Annotated in this window: 17 protein-coding genes; 6 read left to right on the forward strand and 11 right to left on the reverse strand. The window is 61.9% G+C overall.

Features of this window, described 5'->3' with window-relative positions; translation table 11 throughout:
- Positions 1-23: 23 nt before the first annotated feature.
- Positions 24-4,088 carry a pullulanase-type alpha-1,6-glucosidase gene (gene pulA / locus AB5Y71_RS20645; RefSeq protein ID WP_368172335.1) on the reverse strand — a complete coding sequence of 1,355 codons (4,065 nt, stop codon included), beginning with the start codon at positions 4,086-4,088 and terminating at the stop codon, positions 24-26.
- Between the two features lie 262 nt (positions 4,089-4,350).
- On the opposite strand from pulA, the gene AB5Y71_RS20650 reads away from it, so the two are divergent.
- Positions 4,351-4,764 (forward strand): hypothetical protein, encoded by a 414-nt coding sequence (locus tag AB5Y71_RS20650; protein ID WP_139436672.1) that lies wholly within the window; start codon positions 4,351-4,353, stop codon positions 4,762-4,764.
- A gap of 47 nt (positions 4,765-4,811) precedes the next feature.
- Here the strand turns inward: AB5Y71_RS20650 and dmeF are convergent, their stop codons facing one another.
- Positions 4,812-5,777 (reverse strand): CDF family Co(II)/Ni(II) efflux transporter DmeF, encoded by a 966-nt coding sequence (gene dmeF, locus AB5Y71_RS20655; protein ID WP_005348833.1) that lies wholly within the window; start codon positions 5,775-5,777, stop codon positions 4,812-4,814.
- 71 nt (positions 5,778-5,848) lie between these two features.
- On the opposite strand from dmeF, the gene AB5Y71_RS20660 reads away from it, so the two are divergent.
- The 3 genes from AB5Y71_RS20660 to AB5Y71_RS20670 all read left to right on the forward strand — a co-directional run bounded on the left by AB5Y71_RS20660 (position 5,849) and on the right by AB5Y71_RS20670 (position 8,544).
- A complete protein-coding gene (locus AB5Y71_RS20660) occupies positions 5,849-6,124 on the forward strand; it encodes a metal/formaldehyde-sensitive transcriptional repressor (RefSeq protein WP_005348831.1) in 276 nt (91 codons plus the stop codon).
- A gap of 127 nt (positions 6,125-6,251) precedes the next feature.
- The gene (locus tag AB5Y71_RS20665) at positions 6,252-7,448 is read left to right on the forward strand and encodes an amino acid aminotransferase (RefSeq protein WP_139432427.1); all 1,197 of its coding nucleotides are present in this window, start codon (positions 6,252-6,254) and stop codon (positions 7,446-7,448) included.
- Between the two features lie 163 nt (positions 7,449-7,611).
- Positions 7,612-8,544, forward strand: coding sequence for a LysR family transcriptional regulator (locus AB5Y71_RS20670; RefSeq protein WP_100646832.1), 933 nt, complete (start codon positions 7,612-7,614; stop codon positions 8,542-8,544).
- Between the two features lie 63 nt (positions 8,545-8,607).
- Here the strand turns inward: AB5Y71_RS20670 and AB5Y71_RS20675 are convergent, their stop codons facing one another.
- The 4 genes from AB5Y71_RS20675 to AB5Y71_RS20690 all read right to left on the reverse strand — a co-directional run bounded on the left by AB5Y71_RS20675 (position 8,608) and on the right by AB5Y71_RS20690 (position 12,140).
- Positions 8,608-8,931, reverse strand: a complete 324-nt coding sequence (locus tag AB5Y71_RS20675) for a DUF1820 family protein (RefSeq protein ID WP_005340296.1) — start codon at positions 8,929-8,931, stop codon at positions 8,608-8,610.
- 139 nt (positions 8,932-9,070) lie between these two features.
- The gene (locus tag AB5Y71_RS20680; protein WP_368172336.1) at positions 9,071-9,958 is read right to left on the reverse strand and encodes a YjjW family glycine radical enzyme activase; all 888 of its coding nucleotides are present in this window, start codon (positions 9,956-9,958) and stop codon (positions 9,071-9,073) included.
- Between the two features lie 11 nt (positions 9,959-9,969).
- A complete protein-coding gene (locus AB5Y71_RS20685; protein WP_368172337.1) occupies positions 9,970-11,496 on the reverse strand; it encodes a YjjI family glycine radical enzyme in 1,527 nt (508 codons plus the stop codon).
- 164 nt (positions 11,497-11,660) lie between these two features.
- Positions 11,661-12,140 carry a murein L,D-transpeptidase family protein gene (locus AB5Y71_RS20690; protein WP_042084254.1) on the reverse strand — a complete coding sequence of 160 codons (480 nt, stop codon included), beginning with the start codon at positions 12,138-12,140 and terminating at the stop codon, positions 11,661-11,663.
- Positions 12,141-12,419: 279 nt separating this feature from the next.
- Between AB5Y71_RS20690 and AB5Y71_RS20695 the strand changes: the two genes are divergently transcribed.
- The gene (locus tag AB5Y71_RS20695) at positions 12,420-15,587 is read left to right on the forward strand and encodes a S41 family peptidase (RefSeq protein ID WP_368172338.1); all 3,168 of its coding nucleotides are present in this window, start codon (positions 12,420-12,422) and stop codon (positions 15,585-15,587) included.
- A gap of 15 nt (positions 15,588-15,602) precedes the next feature.
- Here AB5Y71_RS20695 and AB5Y71_RS20700 read toward each other — a convergent pair whose 3' ends face one another.
- The gene (locus tag AB5Y71_RS20700; protein WP_368172339.1) at positions 15,603-16,895 is read right to left on the reverse strand and encodes a ferric reductase-like transmembrane domain-containing protein; all 1,293 of its coding nucleotides are present in this window, start codon (positions 16,893-16,895) and stop codon (positions 15,603-15,605) included.
- Positions 16,896-17,046: 151 nt separating this feature from the next.
- On the opposite strand from AB5Y71_RS20700, the gene AB5Y71_RS20705 reads away from it, so the two are divergent.
- Positions 17,047-17,436, forward strand: coding sequence for a hypothetical protein (locus AB5Y71_RS20705; RefSeq protein ID WP_368172340.1), 390 nt, complete (start codon positions 17,047-17,049; stop codon positions 17,434-17,436).
- Positions 17,437-17,581: 145 nt separating this feature from the next.
- Here AB5Y71_RS20705 and AB5Y71_RS20710 read toward each other — a convergent pair whose 3' ends face one another.
- Genes AB5Y71_RS20710 through pgaA form a run of 4 tightly spaced genes read right to left on the reverse strand, consistent with a single transcriptional unit; the run spans position 17,582 to position 23,472 of the window.
- Positions 17,582-17,896, reverse strand: a complete 315-nt coding sequence (locus AB5Y71_RS20710; RefSeq protein ID WP_368172341.1) for a hypothetical protein — start codon at positions 17,894-17,896, stop codon at positions 17,582-17,584.
- Positions 17,883-19,133 carry a poly-beta-1,6-N-acetyl-D-glucosamine synthase gene (gene pgaC / locus AB5Y71_RS20715; RefSeq protein WP_120414727.1) on the reverse strand — a complete coding sequence of 417 codons (1,251 nt, stop codon included), beginning with the start codon at positions 19,131-19,133 and terminating at the stop codon, positions 17,883-17,885. The genes AB5Y71_RS20710 and pgaC overlap by 14 nt, the downstream gene beginning before the upstream one ends.
- Entirely contained in the window at positions 19,130-21,088 is a 1,959-nt protein-coding gene (pgaB, locus tag AB5Y71_RS20720) for a poly-beta-1,6-N-acetyl-D-glucosamine N-deacetylase PgaB (RefSeq protein ID WP_368172342.1), read from the reverse strand. Before pgaB ends, pgaC begins: the two co-directional genes overlap by 4 nt.
- Positions 21,088-23,472: a poly-beta-1,6 N-acetyl-D-glucosamine export porin PgaA gene (gene pgaA, locus AB5Y71_RS20725; protein ID WP_279465327.1), complete on the reverse strand. Its 2,385-nt coding sequence runs from the start codon at positions 23,470-23,472 to the stop codon at positions 21,088-21,090. The genes pgaB and pgaA overlap by 1 nt, the downstream gene beginning before the upstream one ends.
- Positions 23,473-23,745: the final 273 nt, after the last annotated feature.

Here is a 23,745-nt window from a genome sequence, read left to right on the forward strand (position 1 = left end):
ATCCCCCGGACTCAATGGCTTGCTTACTTGACGCTGCACTCCTGAATGACGGCAGTACCTGCCTTGACGCCAGCCGGGTCAACCTTCACCAGCACTCTCCACAGCCCCTGCGGCAAGGTGATGCTGTTATTGGCACTGCCCCCCTTGGAGAAGGCGAACGAATAGCCGGTTTCAGCGTTCAACGCGCCGCCACCGTTGAGCAGGTACTCCTTGCTCCAGTCCTCGTTGGCGACCTTGAACTCGGTGCTGCCGGCATAGTTGAACGCCGCCTGATAGATGGCTAGATCACCGTCCATCCCCTTGTAGCTCAGCTGGTACTGGGGTTGGGCATTCCAGCCTGAAAGCTCACCCTTGACGAACAGGTTGTAGCCGAGCGGATTGCCCGCCACCGTATCCAGCACCTTGCAGCTCTGCACCGGCTCGGTGAAGCTGACGCTCAGGGTCGGTTTGTCCTTGTTCATGGCGGTAAAGACAAACTTGTAGCTGCCTGCCTTGGCCAGATCGACACCGATATTGCCGGTTTCTCCCCCCTTGCAAAGGGTCAGCGGAGTGCCGACCACCAGCTTGTCACCGGCGTTACAGCTGCCGTAGTTGACCGGCCCCCAGCTGGCGTCCGCGATCTTGACGTTAGTGGTACCCAGCTTGTCGGTGCTCACCTCGGTAGTGAACTCGTACATGAAGTTACCGCTGAAGGTCATCTGGTTGGTATTACCCCACTCATTGAGGAACCCCTTCAGATAAACACCGGTGTTGCCAAACGGTGGCAGGGTGCTCAGGTCGGTCTTCTTGCTGACCGGCAGGCCCGCGCCCTGTGCACCAGACTGCGGCTTGACGAACACGGCGGCAGACCAGGCCCCCAGCGTCAGGGTACCGCCACTGACAGCGGCATCGCGGGCGATGCTGTTGTTGGCGTGGTGAGCAGAGCTCAGTTGCAGACCGCTCAGGTCGATGGGCTGATCGTTGCCGTCACGGAAGTCGCCGATGCTCTGGCTCTGGTTGCTGGCGTTGATCATCACCACCAGGCCGTCGATGGCCGGATCCAGATCCGCCCCGGCACTGACGCCATCATCCACCGTCATGACGATAAGGCCGGGCACCTGATCCGGGCCGGTATTGCGGAAGTCGACCCGCTTGATCACCTCGGCGCCGCTGCCCAGACGCAGCAGGCGGGAGGAGTTGCGCAGCTCCGCCAGTTCCTGATAGAAGCTCACCATCTGCGCCATCTCGGCCGAGCCCGGCTTGGCATGCTTGCCGAGCACCTGCTCGATCAGCGGATAGTTGTCGCCATCCTTGTCCTTGCGCGGCAACCCCTTGTCGAAGTTGTTGTCGCCCAGGGTGTAGTCGACCTTGTTGTACCAGTCGCCCGAGTCATAGCTGTCCCGCTCCATGGATTTGGAACGCAGTAGCTCGACACCGGCGTGGGTGAAGGGAATGCCCTGACCCAGCATGGCTGTCGCCAGCGAGACCCCCTGCATCCTCACCAGATCGGCTCCGGCAGGCGCCTTGTAGATCAGGTTGTCGAACAGGGTCTGGTTGTCGTGCTTGTCGACATAGTTCTGCACTTCCACCGGATCCTGGGCATAACCGGCGCTCTGACCGTTGTAGTCGATCTCGGCGCCTTTCTTCGGCATGCCATCTTTGTCGGTCAGCACGAACTCCTTGAGGTTGCCCGCCATGCCGAGCCGCACCAGATCGGACTGGTGCAAGGCCGTAGCCAGATCCACCTTGCTCATTTCGTTAGGATCGACGAAAGCACCGTTGCCAAAGCCCTGGGTCTTGCGAATGGTATCGCCGCCGTCGAACGGACTGCCGCCGCGCACCGCATCGCGCAAGCGGTCCGAGAAGGAGCCGATACCGGTACCGCCCAGATGCTTCTGGGTCGCCTGCACGAAGCGCTTGTCATCCTGCACCTCGCCGAAGTTCCACCCCTCGCCGTAGAAGTACATATCCGGGTTGACCTTCTTCACTGCGGCCAGCGCCTGCACCATCTGATCTTTCGGGTGGTGGCCCATCAGGTCGAAGCGGAAGGCATCGATCTTGTAGTCACGCGCCCAGGTGACCAGCGAGTCATCCATCAGCTTGGCGAACATGGCGTGTTCCGGCGCCGTGTTGGAGCAGCAGGTGGAGTTCTCCACCGAGCCGGTCTCCGGATTGAGGCGCTGATAGTACCAGGGCACTATCTTGTCGAGCACCGACTTGGGGCCGAGCCCGGATTCGTTGGTATGGTTGTAGACCACGTCCATCACCACGTTCATGCCGATGTTCTGCTTGATGGCCTTGACCATCTCGCGGAACTCCAGAATACGTTTGGTGCCCTCGGCATTGGTGGCGTAGGAGCCTTCCGGCGTGGTGTAGTGGTAAGGGTCATAACCCCAGTTAAAGGAGTCGACGCCGCGCAGATAGCCGGAGAGCTCCTGCACCTGCGGATTATCCTTGCTGTCGCCCCCTTGCAGGTCGGCCAGCACATCTCCCACGGTCTGACCGCCACCGCAATAGCCGCCAAATCTGGATGTTTTCACATCCGGATTGACCTGACAGAGCTTGCTGAAGTCATCGCCGAGATTGGCCACCTTGGCCGGATCCTCGTTGACGGTAGCGATATCGAACACCGGCAGCAGATGCAGGTGGCTGACGCCGCTTTTTGCCAGCGCTTTCAGATGGTTGACCGGTACAGAGTCAGGCTGGGTCAGGCCGACAAACTTGCCTCGCTTCTCTTCATCGGTGGAGGCATCGTTGCCGGTCAGGTCGCGAACATGGGCCTCATAGATGGTGATATCGGCGGGGTTCTGCTGGCTGTGTGGCGCCTTGAGGCTGTCCCATCCTTCCGGTTTCAGGGCCGGATCGTCGAGATCCACTACCTGACTGAACTCGGAGTTCATCGCCAGACTCAGGGAGTAGGGATCGGTCACCTCGTAGCGCTCGACCTTGCGGCTCAGCGGGTGGTAGACCTCCATGTCGTAGCGGTAGAACTGGCCGATCAGCTCGCTGCCCCCCTCGTAGCTCCAGCTGCCGCTGGCGCTGTCGAAGGTCATGGCCACTTCACCACTCTTCTGGTGGCTGGCGTTGTAGAGGGCCAACTTGACCGACTTGGCGGTCGGCGCCCAGAGGCGGAAGGTCACCCGGTTACCCTCTACCACGGCGCCATAGCTCAGCTTGGTCGCCTCTGTCGCATAGAGCGCATCGAGGGCGCCAGCGCTCTGCACCAGGGTGGCTCCTTGCAGGATACCGTCGGCATCGGTGCCGATAGCCACCAGTTCCCCCTTGAGCAGGGGCTTGAGATCTTTACCGGCAGGCAGGGCGAAGGCGGCAGCATCCTTGAGATGCGGATATTTGGCCTGCTGCTCGGCAGTCAGGCCGGTCGCGGTCAAGCTGATATAGGGGAAATCGAACACCCCATCGGCATTGGCCTTGATGGTGCCCGAGTCGCTGTAATAGAGGCGAACGTGGGGCTTGTCCTTGCCTCCTTGCCAAATCAGGATATTACCATCGATCAGATGAGCGCTGGCCCCCGCCACGCCAAAGGCGGCGGTAAAGGCTTCGGCACGGCTGCCAAACAGATCTTTCTTGCCCGCGACGATGGCCACGGTGCGATCCGGATGCTCACTGAAGCTCACCTTCATATCGCTGCCGGTCAGGTTGGCCAGATCGCCGTTGCGAGCGATAAAGTTGATGCACCCTTCCACATTTTTGAGCGGAACAACCCAGGCCGGACCAAAGCTGTCGGCAGTGGCAGGAGTCTTGCTCTTGTCATCCCACCCGGTATTCAGGCCACTATCAGCCGTTGCCTGGCAGGCGTCGTTGTTCCAAAGGTGCAGGCTGTGGCTGTCAAATGGTGCCTTGGCCCCTTTGGCTGCCGACTGGGTATCCACCAGCGCAATGACCACCTGATTCTCCCCGGCAACCAGCAACTCTTTCGGGGGATCCATTTTGGGCAGACGAGCGACAGGCCCATCGGTGACTTCAGGTGTAGGCGGTGTAGGGGGGACGGGGTTCACACCGGAGGCATCAGAGCTGTTGTCATTACAGCCAGACAAAAGCGCGAGCAGTGAGGCTGTTACCAGCGCCACTTTGGTCTTTTTCATATCCATATTTTTATAATTCCCGCTGTAGTTAGTCTCGATAGTCGAGCACCCGGTCATTGCCAGGCGGTGCCATATTAATCAGCGGCAATCGATTCAAATGTGAGCGGAAGGGCAAAAAAACCATCCAGTTTCAACAAGATAACGTTTTCAGATTGAAACTTCGATCCGGCTCACAGACCTCGCGGCCATTTGGCCTCATATCTGGAAAACGGCAGTCACGGGGTCAGAAAAGCAATGTCTGATCAAGTGGATAGACAAGGAGTAAACAATGAAACGGATTGAAGAGCAGGCAAGACGACTCGATCAGGAGTATCAGGCGATCGGGCAGCTGTTCGACCAATTCTGCCAGCAGGCTGGCGCCCTGGCCGAACAGTATCACTTCTTCAACTGGCCCGATTATGAAGACTCGCCCCCGCTGAGCCGCGCCTTCACCCTGCTGGGGGAACCCCGCGAGCTGCGGCTGCGCTGTCAGCCCGGCGAGCGCTCCGCCCTCCATGGCCTGATCCAGGTGGTCTCTGAGGATGGCACCATAGATGCCAGCCTCGGGTTTCGCGCAGATGGTCAGTTGCTGCTGGAGTCCGGCAAGCTGCTGGACAACCCGCCCGGGCTACTGCTCAAGCTGCTGCTCGGCGCTGTGTGGCAACACAAGCCCCAGGATGAGATCACCGGGCAGCCGCACTGACATCAGGGAACCAACGGCACTGAAACCAAGGGGGCCAACGGCCCCCGTTATTTATCCTGTTCGCTGGCGATCTCGATGGTCACATGCACCAGCTCTTCATGGATCGCCAGCCGCTCGCGGATCTGCTGCGCCGGTAGCGGATTGACCATCAGCAAAGAGAGCACGCAGGCATACTGCTGCTGCCCTACCCGCCAGACGTGAAGATCGCGGATATCAGTGCCCGGCAGCTCGGCGATGACCTCGCGGATCTCCGCCACCAGCGGGGTATCCATCTCGGCATCCAGCAGCACCCGACCGGAGTCGCGCAACAGGCCCCAAGCCCATACAGCAACCAGCCCTGCACCCACTATGCCCATCAGCGGATCCAGCCAGTCGGCCCCCCACAACATACCCCCAGTCAGCGCCAGAATCGCCAGCACGGAAGTGGCCGCATCCGCCAGCACGTGGATATAGGCGGCGCGCAGGTTGAGATCCTGATGGCCGTGGTGATCGTCATGGTCATGATGATGGTCGTGGCCGTGATGCTCATGATGGTGGTCATGCCCATGGTGATGGTGGCCGTGATCATCCTTGAGCAGCCAGGCACAGGCGAGATTCACCAGCAGCCCCACCAGCGCGATGGCGATCGCCTGTTGATAGTGGATCGGGCTGGGATCGAGCAGCCGGAACACCGACTCGAACAGCATCAACCCGGCCACTCCTACCAGCAACAGGGCGCTGGTGAAGCCACCCAGCACCTCGATCTTCCAGGTGCCGAAGCTGAATCTGTGGTCGCTGGCGAAATGGCGGGCGGCGCGGTAGGCCAGCACAGAGAGACCGAGCGCCAGTGCGTGGGAGCTCATGTGCCAGCCATCCGCCAACAGCGCCATGGAGTTGTAGAACCAGCCGCCGCCAATCTCCGCCATCATCATGATGACGGTCAACAATACGGCCCAGCGGGTCTTCTGTTCGGCCAGCGGATTGCCCTCGTGGATGACGGGTTGATGGCAGTGTGATTGAGCGAGGGATGACATGGATTTCTCCTGAGAGCGATGATGCAATATACTATACCCCAGTATAGTTTTATTGATCGAGAGGATCCGTCATGTCCCACACCATTCACGACAAAAAAAAGCTGCTGGCACGGGTGCGCCGCATCAAGGGACAGGCCGGTGCGCTGGAGAGCGCGCTGGAGCAGGAGAGCGACTGCGCCGCCATTTTGCAGCAGATCGCCGCCATCCGCGGAGCCGTCAACGGCCTGATGCTGGAGGTGCTGGAGGGACATATGCGCGAGCATCTCGGCGCCGCCGATGCCACCCCGGCCGAGCGGCTGGAGGATCTGGATCAGGTGGTCAGCGTCCTGCGATCCTATTTGAAGTAAGCAGGATCGCGGCGACATCCCTTCAGGCTCGACCAGCGTCGGGCTTGAGCCACCGCCAGCTTTGCGCCATGATGTCCAGCCCGGCTGACCGCCGGTTTTACTGGACAGTCAATTTCAAGGATCCCCCATGTTTGAACACGTCGATGCCTATGCTGGCGACCCCATCCTGACGCTAGTCGAAACCTTCCACAAAGACACCCGCGAGCAGAAGGTGAACCTGGGGATTGGCCTCTATTACGACGAGCAGGGCCGCATTCCGCTGTTGCCGTCGGTGCAGCAGGCCGAAGCCCAGCGCGCCGCCGCCCCTGCCCCGCGCCCCTACCAGCCGATGGAAGGCGCCGCCAACTACCGCACCGCAGTGCAACACCTGCTGTTTGGTGCCGACCATGAAGCGGTCAAGGCGGGACGTATCGCCACTATCCAGACCATCGGTGGCTCCGGCGCACTGAAGATTGGCGCCGACCTGCTCAAGCGCTACTTCCCGACCTCCGAGGTGTGGGTCAGCAATCCCACCTGGGACAACCACAAGGCGATGTTCGAGGGAGCCGGCATCAAGGTGCATGACTACCCCTACTACGATGCGGCCACCGGTGGTGTGCAGTTCGATGCCATGATCGACTGCCTGAGCACCCTGCCGGCCAAGAGCATCGTGCTGCTGCACCCCTGCTGCCACAACCCGACCGGGGTGGATCTCTCCCGCGCCCAGTGGGATCGGGTGATCGCGCTGGTGGTCGAGAAGAACCTTATCCCCTTTATGGATATTGCCTATCAGGGCTTCGGTGACGGACTGGAAGAGGATGCCTATGCCATCCGCGCCATGGTGGTCGCCGGGGTCAGCTTCTTCGTCAGCAACTCGTTTTCCAAGAACCTCTCCTTCTACGGTGAGCGCTGTGGCGGCCTGTCAGTCATCTGCCAGGATGCCGAAGAGGCGGGCCGGGTGCTGGGCCAGATGAAGGCCACCGTGCGCCGCAACTACTCCAGCCCTCCCACTCACGGTGGCCAAATCACCGCGGCGGTGATGAGCCAGCCCGAGCTGCACGCCATGTGGGTCGATGAAGTGACCGAGATGCGCACCCGCATCAAGGCGATGCGCCAGAAGCTGTTCGAGGTGTTGAGCGCCAAAGTGCCAGGCCGAGATTTCAGCTACTTCATCAACCAGCGCGGCATGTTCAGCTACACCGGCTTCACCCCGGAGCAGGTAGATCGCCTGCGCGAGGAGTTCGCCGTCTATCTGGTGCGCTCCGGCCGTATGTGCGTGGCGGGCCTCAACAGCCGCAACGTCGACTACGTAGCCGACGCCATGGCGGCGGTGCTCAAGGGCTAATCCGCATCAGCCCCGCTTTGGCGGGGCTTTTTTGTCTGTTGCGTTCGCAGTCACCTCTTGAGGAGTCTGCTCACCCTCCCCCTGCTGTGAGAGAATGTCAGCAGGTCACGCTGAATCTCCCTGATTCCAAGCCTGTTTATCTTCATCAATTTCAGGAGCCACTATGGATCTGATCGCTCTCTCTAGGCTGGGAGGTCGCCATCTGGTCACCCTGCACCTGCTGCTCGACAACCAGAGCGTCACCCGCACCGCCGAGCGGCTCTGCACCACCCCCTCCACCGTCAGCAAAACCCTCAACCAACTGCGGGATCTGCTGGGGGATCAACTGCTCTACCGTCAGGGAAACCAGCTGTTGCTCACCCCCATGGCCGAGCGACTGGCTCCCACCCTGCATCGACTACTGGGGGAGCTGAACGGCCTCACTCGCCAGAACGCCTTCAACCCGCAGCAGTGGCAGGGCACATTGCGGCTGGGATTGCGCGAGAGCGTGATGACCTGGCCGGTGGGCCCCATTCTGGGTCAGCTGATGAAAGAGGTGCCGGGCATGGTGCCGGAGATCTGGAACAAGGATGAACAGGGGCTGGAGGCGCTGGCAGCGGGCAAACTCGACTTCGTGATCCTGCCCCATGACCAGAGCCAGCCGTTGCCGCGCCAGCCCGGGCTGGTGTGGGAGACCCTGCGGGAAGAAAAACTGGTCTGCCTGCTGCGCAAAGACCACCCCGCGCTGGCCAAACCCTGGGATCTCGATGCCTACCTGAGCTGGCGCCACATCGCCATCCGGGATCAGGAGCTGGCCAACCCCTTCTTCGAGCAGAGCCTGGCCCAGCAGCAGGTGCGTCGCCAGATTGGCGCCACCCTGCCCGATTTTGCCAGCGCGGCGGCTCTGCTGCCTCAAACCGACCTGATCCTCACCGCCATCGGTGGCTGGGCGGCCTGCATGGCCAGTCAGCCGGATCTGGTGATGCGTCCGGCACCGTTCGATTACGGCAAGGTGAGTCACAGTCTGGTCTGGTATGGCCCGGCCGGTGATGGCTCGGCCCGTCACTGGTTCCGCCAGCGGATCCTGCAACTGGGTCGCGAATTGATTGAGCCCTGAGCCGGACGACAGCGAGCAGAGATTGATGTTTCACCGCGGTGAAACATCAACGGCAAGCAGGGACTAGGGACGTTTGGTATAGATGGGGCTGGGGAAGGAGGCAACGTTGCTGCCCAGATCCGTGATGCGAGCTGCCCCCTGCTTTTTCACCTGATCGATGCGCAGCACCTGATGCATGGGAATAAGGGTCTGGCGCACATCGGCAAATTCGCTCTTGAGCTTCTCGTGACTGGGATCGACGATAAGCGCCGTATGGTTATCCCAAACAAAATCGGCGATCTCGATAAAACCAAACAGTTGGCCCTGATTGACTTCGCGCACATAAACTTCGTAGCGCTCGCTGTGGCAAATAAACTGAACCCGATATAACGCCTTGCTTTCACTCATGATTATCTGTCATTGAGGGGGTAAGAAGATGGCCATTATTCTAGCCGCCGTTCTCGCCCCCTCCAATAGACAGAAATCACAGTTGCGGCCTTTCCATGCCGCACCTCACGCCATGACGGTCACCGGATGACGCAGCCACTCAGCCCATCAAGGCAGGCAGTGAGACCGGCCCCAATCCCGCTGCACGCAAACGGCTGGCCAGCTGTTCCAGCTCGGTTTGGTGAGCCTCTGGCCATTGCGCCGCCTCCCCCCGCACCCCGTGGTGGCGAAAGCCGTTGAGGCGAATGGGCACAGCGCCGAGCTGGCGCAGAAAATCGGCGAGACCGCGATCGAGCCTCCTCTCTGCGTCCAGAAAATCGCTCTTGCCCGGCACATGGAGCAGCCGCAGTTCGGTCAGCTTGCCGTGGCGTGCCAGCAGTTGCAGCGATGCCAGCACCCGCTCGCGACCATAGCCGGTCAGGGTGTGATGCACCGAGTCACGCCACCCCTTGAGATCGAGCATGGCGCCGTCGAGCACCGGCAGCAGCCGCTGCCAGCCGGTTTCGGCCAGAGAACCGTTGCTGTCGAGCAGGCAAGTGAGATGGGTCAGATCCGGCGCGCCCTTGATGGCGGCAAACAGCGCAACCACAAAGGGGAGCTGGGTAGTCGCCTCACCGCCTGAGACGGTAATCCCGCTCAGCAGTGGGCCGTAGCGGCGCAGCAGGGCCAACACGTCGGCCACCGTCATGGTGGCAGTCTTGGGATTGGCACTGCGCGGGCAGACATCCAGACAGGCGTCGCAATCGGTACAGAGCGCCGCCTGCCATTGTATCTTGCCTTCGCTCAAGGTGAGGGCACCGCTTGGGCAGACCGCAAGGCAGTCACCGCAATCGTCACACAGCCCTATGGTGTGCGGGTTGTGGCAGCCGGGGCAGCGAAAGTTGCACCCTTGCAGAAACAGCACCAGCCGGTTGCCCGGCCCGTCGACACAGGAGAACGGCAGCACCCTGCTCACCAGGGCGCTGCGTGTTGGCAAGGCGTCAGCCATCAGGTTCGAGCTCAATACTTGCAGATGGTCGATTCGTGGGCGACCACCCGCGGTGCCCGCTGCCGGATGGCAGTCACTTCACTCGCCTCGGCACCAAGACAGGTGGTCTGCAAGCGCGACCCCTCGGCTGCGAAGCGGGCCACGTCGCTCTTGCGGATCATGTAGCCGGTCACCCGCACCAGATCGCTGTCGGCCACGTTGGCGGTGAACTCGCGCATACCGATAGCGAGCGCCCCTTTGCAGAGCTGCAACAGCGCCTGCGGGTTCTGGCGGATGGTGGGATCCAGCGTCAGGATCTCGCTGATCCCCGAATGGTAATAAGTGTGGTGCGGTGCCAGTGCCAGCACATGGCTGGCCGGATCCGGCTCATGCCCGTAGGGAATGCGCACCCCGGGGGTAACAGCCACATCGATGCTGAGGCCACCTTGCGAGTGCAATAAAGCGCGGCCACCCCAGGCATGGGTCTGCGGGGTCGTGGTCACATAGGCGGAGAGTTGGGCCGAGATGCGATAGCCAAGCTGGTTCGCCTCCTCGCCATGGCCGTAGCGATCAGGCAGATTCTCTTTATCCATCAAGATATTGACCGCTTCCGCCATGCCGTAGATACCGAACATGGGGACGAAACGATCCTCATCCAGCAGCCCCTCTTTCACTAGGAAGCTGTCGAAGAAACCGGACTCATCATGGAGGAAAGCAGCCCGCGCTTCGATCAGCTGAGAGGCCAAGCGGCAGTAATGGGGCAGCAGGCAACCGAGGAAGTCATCGATCCCCTGACACTGCTCGGCGACCCGCTTGAGGGAGATGCGCACCAGGGTATTGGCGCCACCGGCCTGCGGCAGGGCGTTGTAGCAGCTGACGATGCCAAAACCACGCTGGTCAAAGGTATCGCGATGGATCGGGTAGTTGGCGATGTGCGGCTTGCTGCACTCGGCGATGTTCTTCACCGCCTGCAACAGCAGGCTGTCCGGGGTCTGCTCCGGATCGTGGAAAAAGGTGAGGTTCGGCGCCACCTGCTTGAGCTCGTTGTCGATGCGCAGGATCAGGCGGCAGATGCGGTTGTCATCCGGCCCGATGTTGACGTGCATGAAGGCATCCGGCAGCACCCGATCCAGATAGATCCAGAACCCCTTCAGCTTGCGATAGAGGGTCTCGTCATCCAGTTCGCCGACAAACGGCAACAGCAGATGGTCGAGCCGCCCCAGCCAGACCGGCATGCCGGTGACGGAGGGGACATGGTGATAGAGGATGCGCAGGGCGTTGAGCGCCTCGTCGAAATCCTGCGGCGCCGCCAGCTCCAGCCAGGCAGAGCCCTGAGTCAGGAATTTTTCATAGTCCGGCAGCACATAACGTGGCTTGTAGGGGGCGTGCCCTTCGAACATGTCGCAGATAAATCCCTGCTCCATCGCCTCGGCGACTGCGGCAGGCAGGTCGGGGTAGGGCAACGCATTCTCGGCGGCCAGCGCCAGCGCGTGGCTCTTCTGGGCAGCGGAGAGATGGGGATCGCGCACGATGCGCTGACAGGTTTCGATCAAAGACATGGGACACTCCTTCACGGATAGAGCCCATATCCTCACCATTTGCAGGCTTTTTTTGAAGTGACATTCACAACAATACGAATGTCTCAAAAAGACATCCGTGAGAGAGGATCACACCCCAAACAGAACGGGGGCCTTGTCTGCCGACAAGGCCCCCGTTGTGCGGATCAGGGTTCGATGACGATGGGCGTACCCGGATCAATCGCGTCCCACACCTCATCCAGCTCGTGATTGAGCATGGCGATACAGCCGTTGGTCCAGTTGGAAGGCTGAACCCTGCGGTTGCCAATGCTGTTGCGCTGGCCGTGGATCATGATCATGCCACCCGGACGAACACCCAGCTCATTGGCACGCTTGATGTCATCCAGGTTCGGATAGTTGATATGGATGGCTTTGTAGTAGCCGGAATTGGTCTTCTTGTAGTCGAGGGTGTAGCGTCCTTCCGGCGTACGCTGATCCCCTTCCTGCTGCTTGTGCCCCTTGGGCGCCGGGCCCAGAGCAATCCAGTAGCGCTTCAGTTCTTTGCCATCCTTCATCAGGGTCAGGCTATAGGTCGACTTCTTGACCACCACCAAATCGGCTTTTTCGGTAAAGGCAAAACTCAATGCGGGCCAAAGCCCCAACAAACACAGTAATACGGCTCTCATTCCATCCCTCGACAAGCCTCTGGTGCGGGCTTTTCTTGTTACCAGATCATCTGAACGATGCCCGCCGAGCGGCGAGCGAGCGCCATGATATTGGATCGCCATCAATACTCAATATGCCCGGCAAAACATATCTTGCAGCAGCCAGGCCATCTTCCTTGAACGCTGTCATTTTGCATTGGTAATTAACAGTTAAAACAACAAGATACAAAAAATTATCGCGCTGGCACCCGGGGCAATGATCGGCGAAGATAACACTCCACTCCCCGACAGGATCATGCCATGCGCTCTTCGTGCCGCCTCGCCACCCTGCTGTTCTCGCCACTCCTGCTCTGGCTGCCCGCCAGTGTCGCCGCCGATGCACTCTGGCTGCGCGAGCCCGCCCTCTCCCCCGATGGCAAGCAGCTTGCCTTCACCTGGCAGGGGCGCATTTTTGTCGCCAGTGCCGAGGGTGGCCCCGCTACGGCGCTCACCGGCAGCGACTACCTGAGCCAGCGGCCAATCTGGTCGCCGGATGGCAAACAGCTCGCCTTTGCCGCCAATCTCTACGGCAACGAAGATGTGTTCGTGGTACCCGCCAGCGGCGGCGAGATGGTGCGCCTCACCCGCGATTCGCGCACCGATCTGCCGCAAGCCTTCAGCGCCGATGGCAAACGACTGCTGCTGAGCAGCCAGCGCCTGGGTGCGCCCGATGCCGACCATTTTGTCGCGGAAGGCTACCAATGGGGCGAGCTCTACTGGACCCCGATCACCGGCGGCACCTTGCAGGCCGATCTGCCGCTGCCTGCGACCCTGGCCCGTCCCCACGGAGAGCGGATCGCCTATCAGATGCCCGCGGCGGATCAATCCTTTCGCAAGCATCAGCACTCGTTCGCGGTACCCCGTCTCTGGCTGTTTGATGGCAAGCAGCACAAGCAGCTGACCGAAGATCGGGTGGCGGCCACCGATCCGGTCTGGAGCGACAAGGGGGACAGCCTCTTTTACCTGAGCGAGCGCAGCGGCGATTTCAACGTCTGGCGCCGGGATCTCGCCAGCGGCAAGGAGCAACAGCTGACCCACTATCAGGGCCATCCGGTGCGGGGGCTCAGCGCCTCTCGCAATGGCGATCTGGTCTGGTCATGGCTGGGCGAGCTCTATCGCCTCGATGCCGGTAGCAGCGAGCCACGCAAGCTGTCCCTTAGCCCGCAAGTGGCGAGCGCGCCGGATGAGGCGAGCGAGGCCCTGACCCAGGCAGATGAAGCGCTGGTCAGCGAAGAGGCGGACGAGCTGATCCTGGTGAGCGAGGGCAACCTGTTTGCCGTCGACCCCGAGCGGGAGCGGGTGCGCCAGCTGACCCGCGATCCGAGCGAGCAATCCAGCCCCCTCTTTGCCGAGCAGGGGCGCGCTCTCATCTATCTGTCGGAGCAACAGGGGCACGCCGCCCTCTATCGCTTGCGCAAGGGGGATCCGGATCTGCTGTTCAGCGATCCCGGCACCCTGACCGAGAGTCTGCTGCTGGCCATTCCCGACAAGGGGATCAGCCGTCCGGTGCTCTCCCCCGACGGCAAGCAGCTCGCCTTCGTGGTGGATGGCCAGGCCATCCACCTGCTGGATCTGGCGAGTAACAAGCAGCGGGAGCTGGTGCCTGCCAGCTTCAACCCGTCGCGCCACGAGGTGCATCTCGCCTTTGCCCCCGACTCACGCCATCTGGCGCTCACCTTCCGCCCCGATGCGGCAGAGCAGGAGATCGCGGTGATCGATACGGCCAATCCCAAGGCCAAACCGGTCAATGTCAGCCTCAACGGCTATCAGGATGGGCAACCGGGCTGGAGTCAGGATGGCGCCATTCTCTACTGGCAATCGACCCGGTTTGGCGCACTGGGGCCCGATGGCGAGCCCCTCGTCACCAACCTGCTCGGCATCTACAGCAGCCGCGCCGCCAGAGCCGATGCCATTGCCGAGCTGGAGCCGCCGAAAGGGGGATACGGCTTTGAGAGCGATCGTCTCAACCATCGAGAAGCGCTACTGCTGCAACCCATCGGCACCCTGCTCGCCAGCCGCATCATCGGCGACCAGCTGATCTATCTGGTGGAGGAGATGGGGGTCAACAGCGAGAGCGAGATCAAGGGCTACAGCCAGGATCTGCGCAAGGGCAAAACCAGCGAACTGTTTGGCGAACAGGCCGGCCCCGCGCTGGCAAGCCTCAACCAGCAGGGCACCCTGGCGACCCTGGTGCGGGATGGGGAGATCACCCGGATCCACCTCGACTCCGGCGAGGCCACCAGTGCCCCCTTCGCCTTGCAGCCCACCAGCCGCTGGCAGGCACGCATGACCGCCGCCTTCGATCAGATCGCCCGGCTCACCCGGGACGAGTTCTATCTGGACGACATGAACGGGGTGAACTGGGAGAGCTATGTCGCCGCTTACCGCCGCCTGCTGCCGGGCATCGGCAACCCGCGGGACTTTGGCAACCTGTTGGCGGAGCTGGCTGGAGAGCTCAATGTCTCCCACACCTGGGGCAGCGGCCCCGCCCCCTTCCCGCGCATGGCGGACGAGACCGCCAGCCTTGGCGGCTACTGGCAGGATGGCGAGCAGGGGGTGATGCTCACCGCCCTGCTCTCTGGCGGCCCGCTGGATCAGGAGAGCGATATCGCCCCGGGCGCCCGCCTGCTCGCCATCAACGGCGTCCCGATTGCCAATCTGACCGAGCTGGATCGGGCCCTCAACCATCAGGCTGGCGCCCGGCTTGCCCTCACCTTCCAGCAGGAGGGCAACAAGCAAACTGACGAGGTGGTGCTCACCGCCATCGACAAACAGCAGGAGTACCAGTTGCAACAGGATCGCTGGATTGAGAAACGGCGGGAGCTGGTGGCCAGGCTGAGCGGAGGACGGGTCGGCTACGTCTATCTGCCGGCAATGAATAGCGAGGTCTACGATGCGGTGGTGGCGGATGCCCTAGGCAGACAGCGCAATCGCGATGCGCTGATCGTCGATGTCCGCTTCAACAGCGGTGGCTATCTCGCCAATACCCTGGTGGAGTTTCTGACCGGCAGCGGCAGCGCCAAGGGGATGGCCAGCAGCTGGCCCCGTCAGGGCAAGGGGGAAACCGATGCCGCCACTCGCCAGTGGACCAAGCCTTCGGTGGTGCTGGTCAACGCTGGCAGCTACTCGGAAGGCTCCGCCTTCCCCGAGTACTACCGCACCCTCAAGGTCGGCCCCATCGTCGGCGATCCGGTGCCCGGCACCGGCACCATGGTCTACAGCCACGACTCCCGGCTGATCCCGGGACTCTCCTACGGCATTCCGACCCTGGGGCTGCGCAAACCGGACGGTACCTTCTACGAGAATCAGGAGCTGATCCCGGACCAGCAGGTGCCCCTCACTCCGGCTGACATGGTGGCTGGACGCGACCCGCAGCTGGAGGCGGCGGTACAAGCCGCCCTCAAGCAGTTGCCAGCCAGCGCCAAATAACGGCGCCCATCGAGCTCAACGAAAGCGAAACAGCTCGCGATGCAGATGCCCGTCCGGCAACAGCCGGGTCAGGGCATCTGCCATCCCCTCCGGCCCGCAAAACCACACCTTCTCAGGCGCATCATGCGCGATGCGGATCAGATCCAGCCGCCCGGCTGTCTTGTCCAGATGCAGCTGATAGCGCACGCCGGTGCGATGACAGAGCTCGGCCAACCGTCGGTGGTAGACAGCTCCCGCCAAATCCGGCGCGCACTGGATCAGGGTGATCCCCTCGCCGCGCTCCCCACGGGCAGCCAGCCCCTCCAGCCAGGCGACGAACGGCGTGATACCTATCCCGGCCCCCAGCCAGAGGGCTCTACCTCCCCCTTGCGGGGCGACAAAGGCGCCATAGGGCCCGGTCACCACCACCCCATCCCCGGCGCGCGCCTCTGCCACCAGCTGACGGGTATGATCCCCGAGCGCCCGCACCGCGATCACCAGCTGGCGTCGATCCGCCGACACCCGCACCAGGGTAAAGGGGTGCGGCCCCTCTTTGGCGTCAAATTCGAAAAAGGCAAACTGACCCGGGCGGTAATGGGCGAGCGGCCTCTCCAGCTGCATGGTCAGCTCGCAGGTCTGATCCGCCAGCGTCCGCACCGCAACGACCCGGCCGGGATGGCGCTTCCGCGCCCCCACTTGCCCCAGCAGGGAGTAAAGGGCACCGATAGCGCCGATCCCGCCGATCAACCAGATTGATACCCCCACGGGAGTCATGGCCCCCACCTGAGGCAACAGACAGAGCCCGTGCCCCCACCCCGCCAGATAGATGAGCGGCGCCAGCCGGTGGATCAGCCGAAAGCGACCATAACTCACCAGCGCCAGCAAGCTCACCACCACCAGCGCGATCAGCAGATAGAAACTCCACTCACCCAGGGTATTGCCAAGGGCATGGAGCGAGATGCCATTACCTGCACCAGCGCCAGCTGTACTGGCCCCACGCCGCGCAGGACGACTCAGCCAACCCGCCGAGACTGCCCACTTGGGCACCTCCACCAGCAGCCAGTGAGCGGTCAGTGCCAATGCGCCGCCGATGGCCGTCTGACGGTGCAATCGCAACATCCGATCCAGACCGCCACACCACACCTCCAGCTGCGGCAGGCGCAATGCCAGCAACAACGAAATGGCCATATAGGTCATCCCCAGCAGGCCGGTCAGTAACAACATCTCATGGCGCCAGGGCCACACCCCGTTGGCATCCCCCGCATACCCGAGCCACCAGACCCCGACCGCCAGCAGTGGCAACAGCCACCACACCCGTTTACTCGTCATAACATGCTCCCTGGTTCCATCGCGGCAGGGCCTCATCTCCCTGCTGATGGCACCATTACACACCCGTCCGGTCACAAGACTTTGCCAGAGGGGGAAGCTTGTGTGGCAATGTGTGACAAACGGAAACAAAAGAGGGGCCGACCGGCCCCTCATGATCACCCTTGTTGGCTCGCCCCTTTTCACAGGAGATGGCGCACAATTCGCCTCAGCTGTGATTGACGACCTGCCAGCAGAAGGAATCAAATGGGGATGTTACATATCTGCGGCGGAAAACCTGCCGCCCACTCCCCCGGACAAGGAGCCCCCCTTGCTTTCATCCACCGAACAACGCGTCTGCCCGAGTTGTCAGTGCGAGACCAACCATGTCGTAGTGCTGGTTGACAAATCCTATGGAAAAGAGGTGAAACCAGAGCAAAAGCGCACTGCATTTATCAAAGACTTCATTACCGGCTGGGCCGCCGGCCCCTTTCTGGCCAACATGGATCGCTTTGAACGACATGCCATCTGCGAGCATTGCGGAAATAAAGTCATTGATGAATGAAAAATTAGGGGCAAAACGACTGGTTTTGGGAGTGTCGGCGACATCGCTATGGCAAACCGGCCCGAAAAAAACGCTTCGAGTACCCCGCCCGCTTCGCAGTGCTTGATCGGTGATAAAAAGTGAGGGGCCGACCTGCCCCTCATGATTACGGCGCTTTTGAGGCCGTTCGCTTGCCCACCAACCGGTGCAGCAGCCTGTTGTATTTCGCCCAGGAGTGGATCAACAGGAAGATGCCGAACAGCAGGGCAAGAAACAGTTGCCCCACCTCGATGGCATCCAGCGAACCGATAAAGCTCTCATCCTCCTCCGTCTCCAGATAGTTGAACCAGGGTTGCAGGGCCAGAAAAATCCAGCCGACCCAGGTCACCAGCAGGATCAGCAGATCCCGCAGCCGATACTTCCAGCTGCGCCGGGCACCGTTGCTGATGATCATCTCCTTCGCCAGCTTATGTTTTGTCACGGAACGACTCCCCCCTGTCAGGACTCTCCCACACCGCCAGCTGGCCACGACGACGCAGGATCGCCTTGGGCACCGCCACCACCACGGTCACCAGATTGAGCAGCCAGTAGATGAGCGGATACCAGACGCACCAGATAAAGCTGCGGGCCATGCTCTTGTCGTAGTGGTTGTCGATAAAGATGCTGACCCCGAACTGCACCAGACAAATCGCGGTCATCATCACCCCGGTCCACTGGAACAGATGACCCACCGCCAGTCCGCTCAAGTCAGGCTCAATCAGCCAGATCAGCGCCAGCAGCAACATGCTGTAGCACCAGGCCACGCTGGAGAGATACTCCAGCAGCAGCAACCAGAAGCGGCGGTTGCGCCAGCGCATCGCCTGCAACCCGTAGCGCAGAAACACCTCGGCGCCCCCCTGCGCCCAGCGCAGCCGCTGCTTGTAAAGACCGCGTACCGTCTCCGGCATCAGCACCCAGCAGAGCGCTTGGGGCTGATAGTGGATGAGCCAGCCGGCCAGCTGCAGCTTCCAGCTGATGTCGATATCCTCAGTCACCATGTCATTGCTCCAGCCACCGACCGCCTCGACCGCCTGCTTGCGAAAGGCCACCACCACCCCGGAGACGGTAAAGACAGTGCCGTAGATCCGCTGGGCCCGCTTGATGAGGCCGATGATGGAGCTGAACTCGCCGGTCTGAATCTTGCCGATGATGGTGGAGCGGGTGCGTACCCGCGGATTGCCGGTGACCGCTCCGACCCTCGGGCTCTCGATGAAGTGCTTCACCATCCAGCGCACCGCGTCATAGTCGAGCACCGCATCGCCGTCGATGCCGACCAGGATCTCCCCGCTGGCCACAGCCAGCCCGTTGTTGAGCGCCATCGCCTTGCCCTGATTGTGCTGGTGGAGCACGGTCAGGCGCGGATCCTGCTGTGCCAGCCGATCCAGCCGCGCGCCTGTGTCGTCCTTGCTGCCGTCGTTGATGGCCAGCACCTCGAAATCGGGATAGCGCTGGCGCAGCAGGTGGCCGATGGTCTCCTCGACGTTGGCCCCCTCGTTGTAGCAGGGCACCATCAAGGTCACTCTGGGGTAATAGGGGAGCTCCAGCCCCCGCTTGGCCAGCGCGATATCCCTTCGCTCCCACTGGAAGTAGTAATAGAGACCACCACAAACCCACACCATGGCCATCAGACTGGGATAGGCCAACGTAAAGATGGCTATCCCTTCCAGAAGATCCTTCACCGCATCGCCTCCCCTTGGGTGGCTTTAGCGGCACTGACTGCGACCGGTGTCACCGGCAGCTGGGTTGGCTGAGGCTGGGTCTGCACCGAGAAGACCGGCTTGAGCACGGCCGGATCCGGCTGGTTGTTGTGAAAATCATCCGGGTAGTAGCCAAAGTTGGTCACCCCCTTGCGCTGGATGATCTGCATCCAGCGCACCAGCTCGGCATCGGGGATAGGCTGGTCGGTGCGCCAGTTGCGGCTCTGCAGTTCGAACACCAGCCGATTGGCCGGCACCTGTGCCAGTGAATCCTCCGCCAGCCTGGCCAGCCACTCATCGGGGTTTTCTGCCTGCTCCATATAGGGCATCGCCATCACGGCGGTGTAGTCATAGGCCTTGGCAAACGCCGCCATGCTCTGGGCAAACCACTGCTGGGATTGCGGCTCTGTCACCAACGCCGCATAGATGTTGCGGGCAGTCTTGAGACCGTCGGCGCCCCCTTGGCGGTAGCGGGCGGCGGCATCGCGCAGCGCCATGGTGAAGTCGATCAGCAAATCGGTCTTCTGCTCCCCCTGCGCCTGCAGCGCATTCGGGGTGCGAGCCAGCGACATCGGCCCCTCGTAGTCGCTGAGGAACGCATCGTCATGGAACAGCAGGCCATCGAACTTGGTGTAAAAACCGAGATCCTCATAGATATCCAGCAGCAGCTGACGGCTGGCAGGATCCCAGGGCGAAAGGCGTAGATACTGCCCCTTGGCGGGGGCGCCGGTACGACTGTCGGTGACATAGGCGTGGTTCGGCCCCATGTCGTAGGCCATCACCGGCATCCAGGCGAACACCTTGACCCCGGCACGGGTCTTGAGCTGCCAGGCCACCCGGTTGAAGAGATCCGCCTTGACCGGCATATGACGGTTGGGGAAATAGAGCGCCTCCGCCACCCCGTCGCCGTTGTCATCGGCATAGGCCTGCAGATAGACGGTGGTGATGCCGTAACCCTTGATCCGGTCCAGCAGCATGTCGATGTTCTTGTTCATCTGCTGCGGATCCTTGTCGTAGACATAGTCCAGATCCACGTGCACCAAGCGCTCCACCTGCCGCTCCCAGGTGTTGCCCCCCATGATCTCGTCCAGGGTTTCGAGGCTGGTGTCCTCCTCCAGCAGATAACGGCGCACCGTGCTGCCCGAGTCACTCAGCTTGTTGAGCCCTTCCGCCAGGGTGAAGGTGTAGGGCATCCCCGCCGCACGGGCCAGATCCAGCGCAGTCTGGTTGAAGGCGCCGTAGGGCCAGACTAGGATCCGTGGTGCCCGACCGGTCTGCTCCCTGAGCTGACTGGCCGATGCGTCGAAGTCGGCTTTTATCCGGGCCCGATAGTCGGCCATGCTCTCGTAGCCATTCTGGCTCCAGCCTGCGGTGGTAACCGCCGGTTGCACGTTGCCCTGCGGGTTGGCGAGCAGCCCATAGTGGGAGGTAAAAGTGTGGGAGGCCAGCTCCACCAGTCCGGAGTCCTGCATCTCGCGGATCTGCGGCCAGCCGACGAAGTAGCTGCGCGGCAGTTTGTCATTGCCGTAGGGGACCATCTTGTCATCAGCCACATCCAGCCAGCTGCCCACCAGCGCAAAGACCGCCGGATAGTTGTAGAGCTTGAGCAGCGGATAGACCAGCCGGTAGAAGCTCTCGTAGCCGTCATCGAAGCTGAGCAGGATCGCCTTCTCCGGCAGCTGTGCCTTGCCCGCTTTGGCATCCAGGATCTGCTGGAAGCTGACCGGGTGATAGCCCTGCTGTTTGATCCAGTTGAAGTGGCGGATCAGGGTGTCGCGCCGGATGGTCTGGGGATAGAGCTTGAGGTTGGGGGTCAATTTCAGATCGACGATATCGTGGTAGCAGAGCACCACGTAGTCATCGGGTTGCCGGGCCGCCTGCGTCAGCGAAGGCAGCAGTGCAAGCAGCAAAACGAAAGAAGCAAGCCAGCGTTTCATCACATGAAACTCCATTGCAGATTGGCGAAGATGAAATTTCCGAACTCGGGGTTGCCGTCATAGATGGCCTGACGGCGGCCCAGACCATAGCCCAGGCTGAGAGCGGGAGAGAGGATCCAGTCATGGCGATAGCTGAGCTGCCACCCCTGATCGCTGCCATAGCCCTGCTGCCAGTAGTGATTGCCACTCATGGTCAGGCTCTGCAGCAAAGAGCGACGGCCGTCCAGCGGCAGTCGATAGCGCCCCGCCAGCTCCAGCTCCAGATTGCGATCCTGCAGGGGGTTGAAGTAGTCGACCTCCACCGCCTCGTTGCGTGAAGTGGCGCCGCGCAAGGTGGTATCGAACCACCAGCGATCCCGACGCCAGAGATCCTGACGCAGCCAGCCGGAGGCCGTCAGCCGCCGGTTGCCATCGCTGATATCCATCCGCTCCAGCCGCAGCGCCCCCTCGCGGGTCTCATCCTGACGCCAGCCCAGATCGAGCTGGTATTGATCGGCGTAGTTGCCGCGCGCCAATGCCCGCAGCGGGGTATCGGCACTGTTGAGGTTGATGGCCGTGCCCAGCGTCCAGTGATCATCCAGCCGCCAGTCGAGGCGACTCCACAGATAGCCTTTGTGGTTGAGCTCGCTCCCCGTGCCCCCCTCCAGCGTCAGCTGCAGCGGGTAGAAAGAAAGCTCGGCCCCCAGCCCGGTATAGGCGGCGCGTTCGGGCCGCTGGTCGAACTCGCCAAAGCTGCCCTGACGACGGACAAACAGCCGATCACCGCCATCGCTGCGAGCGCTGTAGAGGCGGCTGTCGTAGCTCCAGTCACGGCTGGCCTGCACCGAGCCCCCTTCGTTGCGGCCATGGGTCAGGTCGGTGACAAATTTCGGGGCCTGCTCCAGAGCCAGCCGCTGCTGCAACTCCTGACGATCCCGGGTCAGGTTGCCGAGGGTGCGCACGGCCTGCGGCGTGCCCTGCCAGTCGCCCTTGTCGAGCCGGGCATTGAGGCGGCCGGGATCGGCCAGCACGGTGCGTCCGGCAGGCAGCCAGCGCACAGCCTGCTGATAGGCCTGCTCGGCTTCATCGGGATGACCCCGCCAGCGGCGGATATCCCCCAGTTGCAGCCAGAGCCAGGGATTGGCAGGCGCGGTTTTCAGCCACGCTTCCAACTGCCGCTCTGCCGCGCCCGCCTCACCACGCCAGGCCTGCAGCAAGGTTTTCAGCTGCAACACCTTCTCGTAGTCGTCGTTGGCCATCCGCATGTTGCCGGTGAAGTCCCAGCGAGTCGGCGGCTCCTGCCAACCGGCCAGCAGCCCCTGCGCCGCGCCATAGCGCTCTCCATCCGAATAGGCATAGAAGCGCTTCTCCAGCAGGCGTTTGTCTTTGGCCCGTGCAGGGGTCGCCAGTTGCTGGTAAATCACGGAGGCCTCATCCACCCGCCCCAGCCCGGCCAGTGCATCGGCGCGCGCCTCCAGCACATAGTCAGGCAATGGCCCCTCGGCCTGCAGCGTAGCGGACTCCCGTTCGGCTCGGGCAAACTCGCCGAGGGCCACCAGGGTCACCACTACATCTCGGCGGGCACTGATGTAGAGCACATGATCGTGAGGTGCACGGGCCAGGATCCTGTCTTGCAATGCCAAGGTGCGAGTCAGGGAGCGGCGGGCCAGCACCGGATCCTCGGTCTGGGCCGAGATCCGCAGCAGATTGACCGCCTGGTAGTAGTCGAGCCAGAGCCGGTCGACCGGTTTGAACAGCTTGGGGTAACGGCCCATCAGGTCTGCAGCCGCAGGGCCTGCCCCCAGGCTCACGGCTACCCGATAGAGTGCCAGCACCTGATCGGGGTTATCCGGCTCCAGCTCCAGCCACTGCTGGCGGGCCAGCAGCTCGCCCATGGGGTCCTCACCCTGACGGGCGGCATAGATGCGGGCTTCGAGGATCGCCTGATCGCGGCCAAAGTTGGCCTCATATTCACCCGCAGCGTGGCGGGCCAGCTCGCGGTTGCCCTGATCACTGGCGGTGAGAAACAGCCCGAGCCAGCCATTGCGGTTGGCAGGATCGCGTCCCTGCAGGATGCGGTAATAGCTGATCGCCTCGGAGTAGCGCTTCTCGTCGCGAGCGGCACGGGCCACCCCTTCCAGCGTACTGTTGCTGATGGGGTTGAGCTCGCACGGCTCACAGGCGGCCAGCGCCCCCTTGCGATCACCCCGCCACAGCTGCACGGCGATCAGATCATCGAGCACCTTGCCATCACCACTTTGTCGATAGAGAGCATCCAGCCCGTGCGCTGCCGCATCCAGCTCTCCCGCTCGGGCCTTGATGACCCAAGCTTCGCGTGCACTGTCCACCTCACTGGCGCACACCAGCAGGGGCAGCAGCGCCAACATCAAAAAGATGCGATTCATTCGCAACATACCACCCATAACAAACGCTGGTCGTATCGTCCCTGCACGACCATACGGATATACACACCCGTCCGCTCCTGCCTGATGAGCAAGAGGGCTTCCTGACTTGTGTGCTGATTTCGAGGGTGAAAGGCGGGCAACGGCCACACCTTTCCTATGTGCGGCCCAGCCATCTCCGGGCGGAGATCTGAGGCTTTCCGAACCCGATTCACATCGGGGGTGGCAAGGAGGGCGATTTTGCAGCTGTGGACAATTTAGTCAATCCAGCAAGAT

The sequence above is a fragment of the Aeromonas sp. R9-2 genome (assembly GCF_040908025.1).
GTDB classification, from domain to species: Bacteria; Pseudomonadota; Gammaproteobacteria; order Enterobacterales; family Aeromonadaceae; genus Aeromonas; species Aeromonas veronii.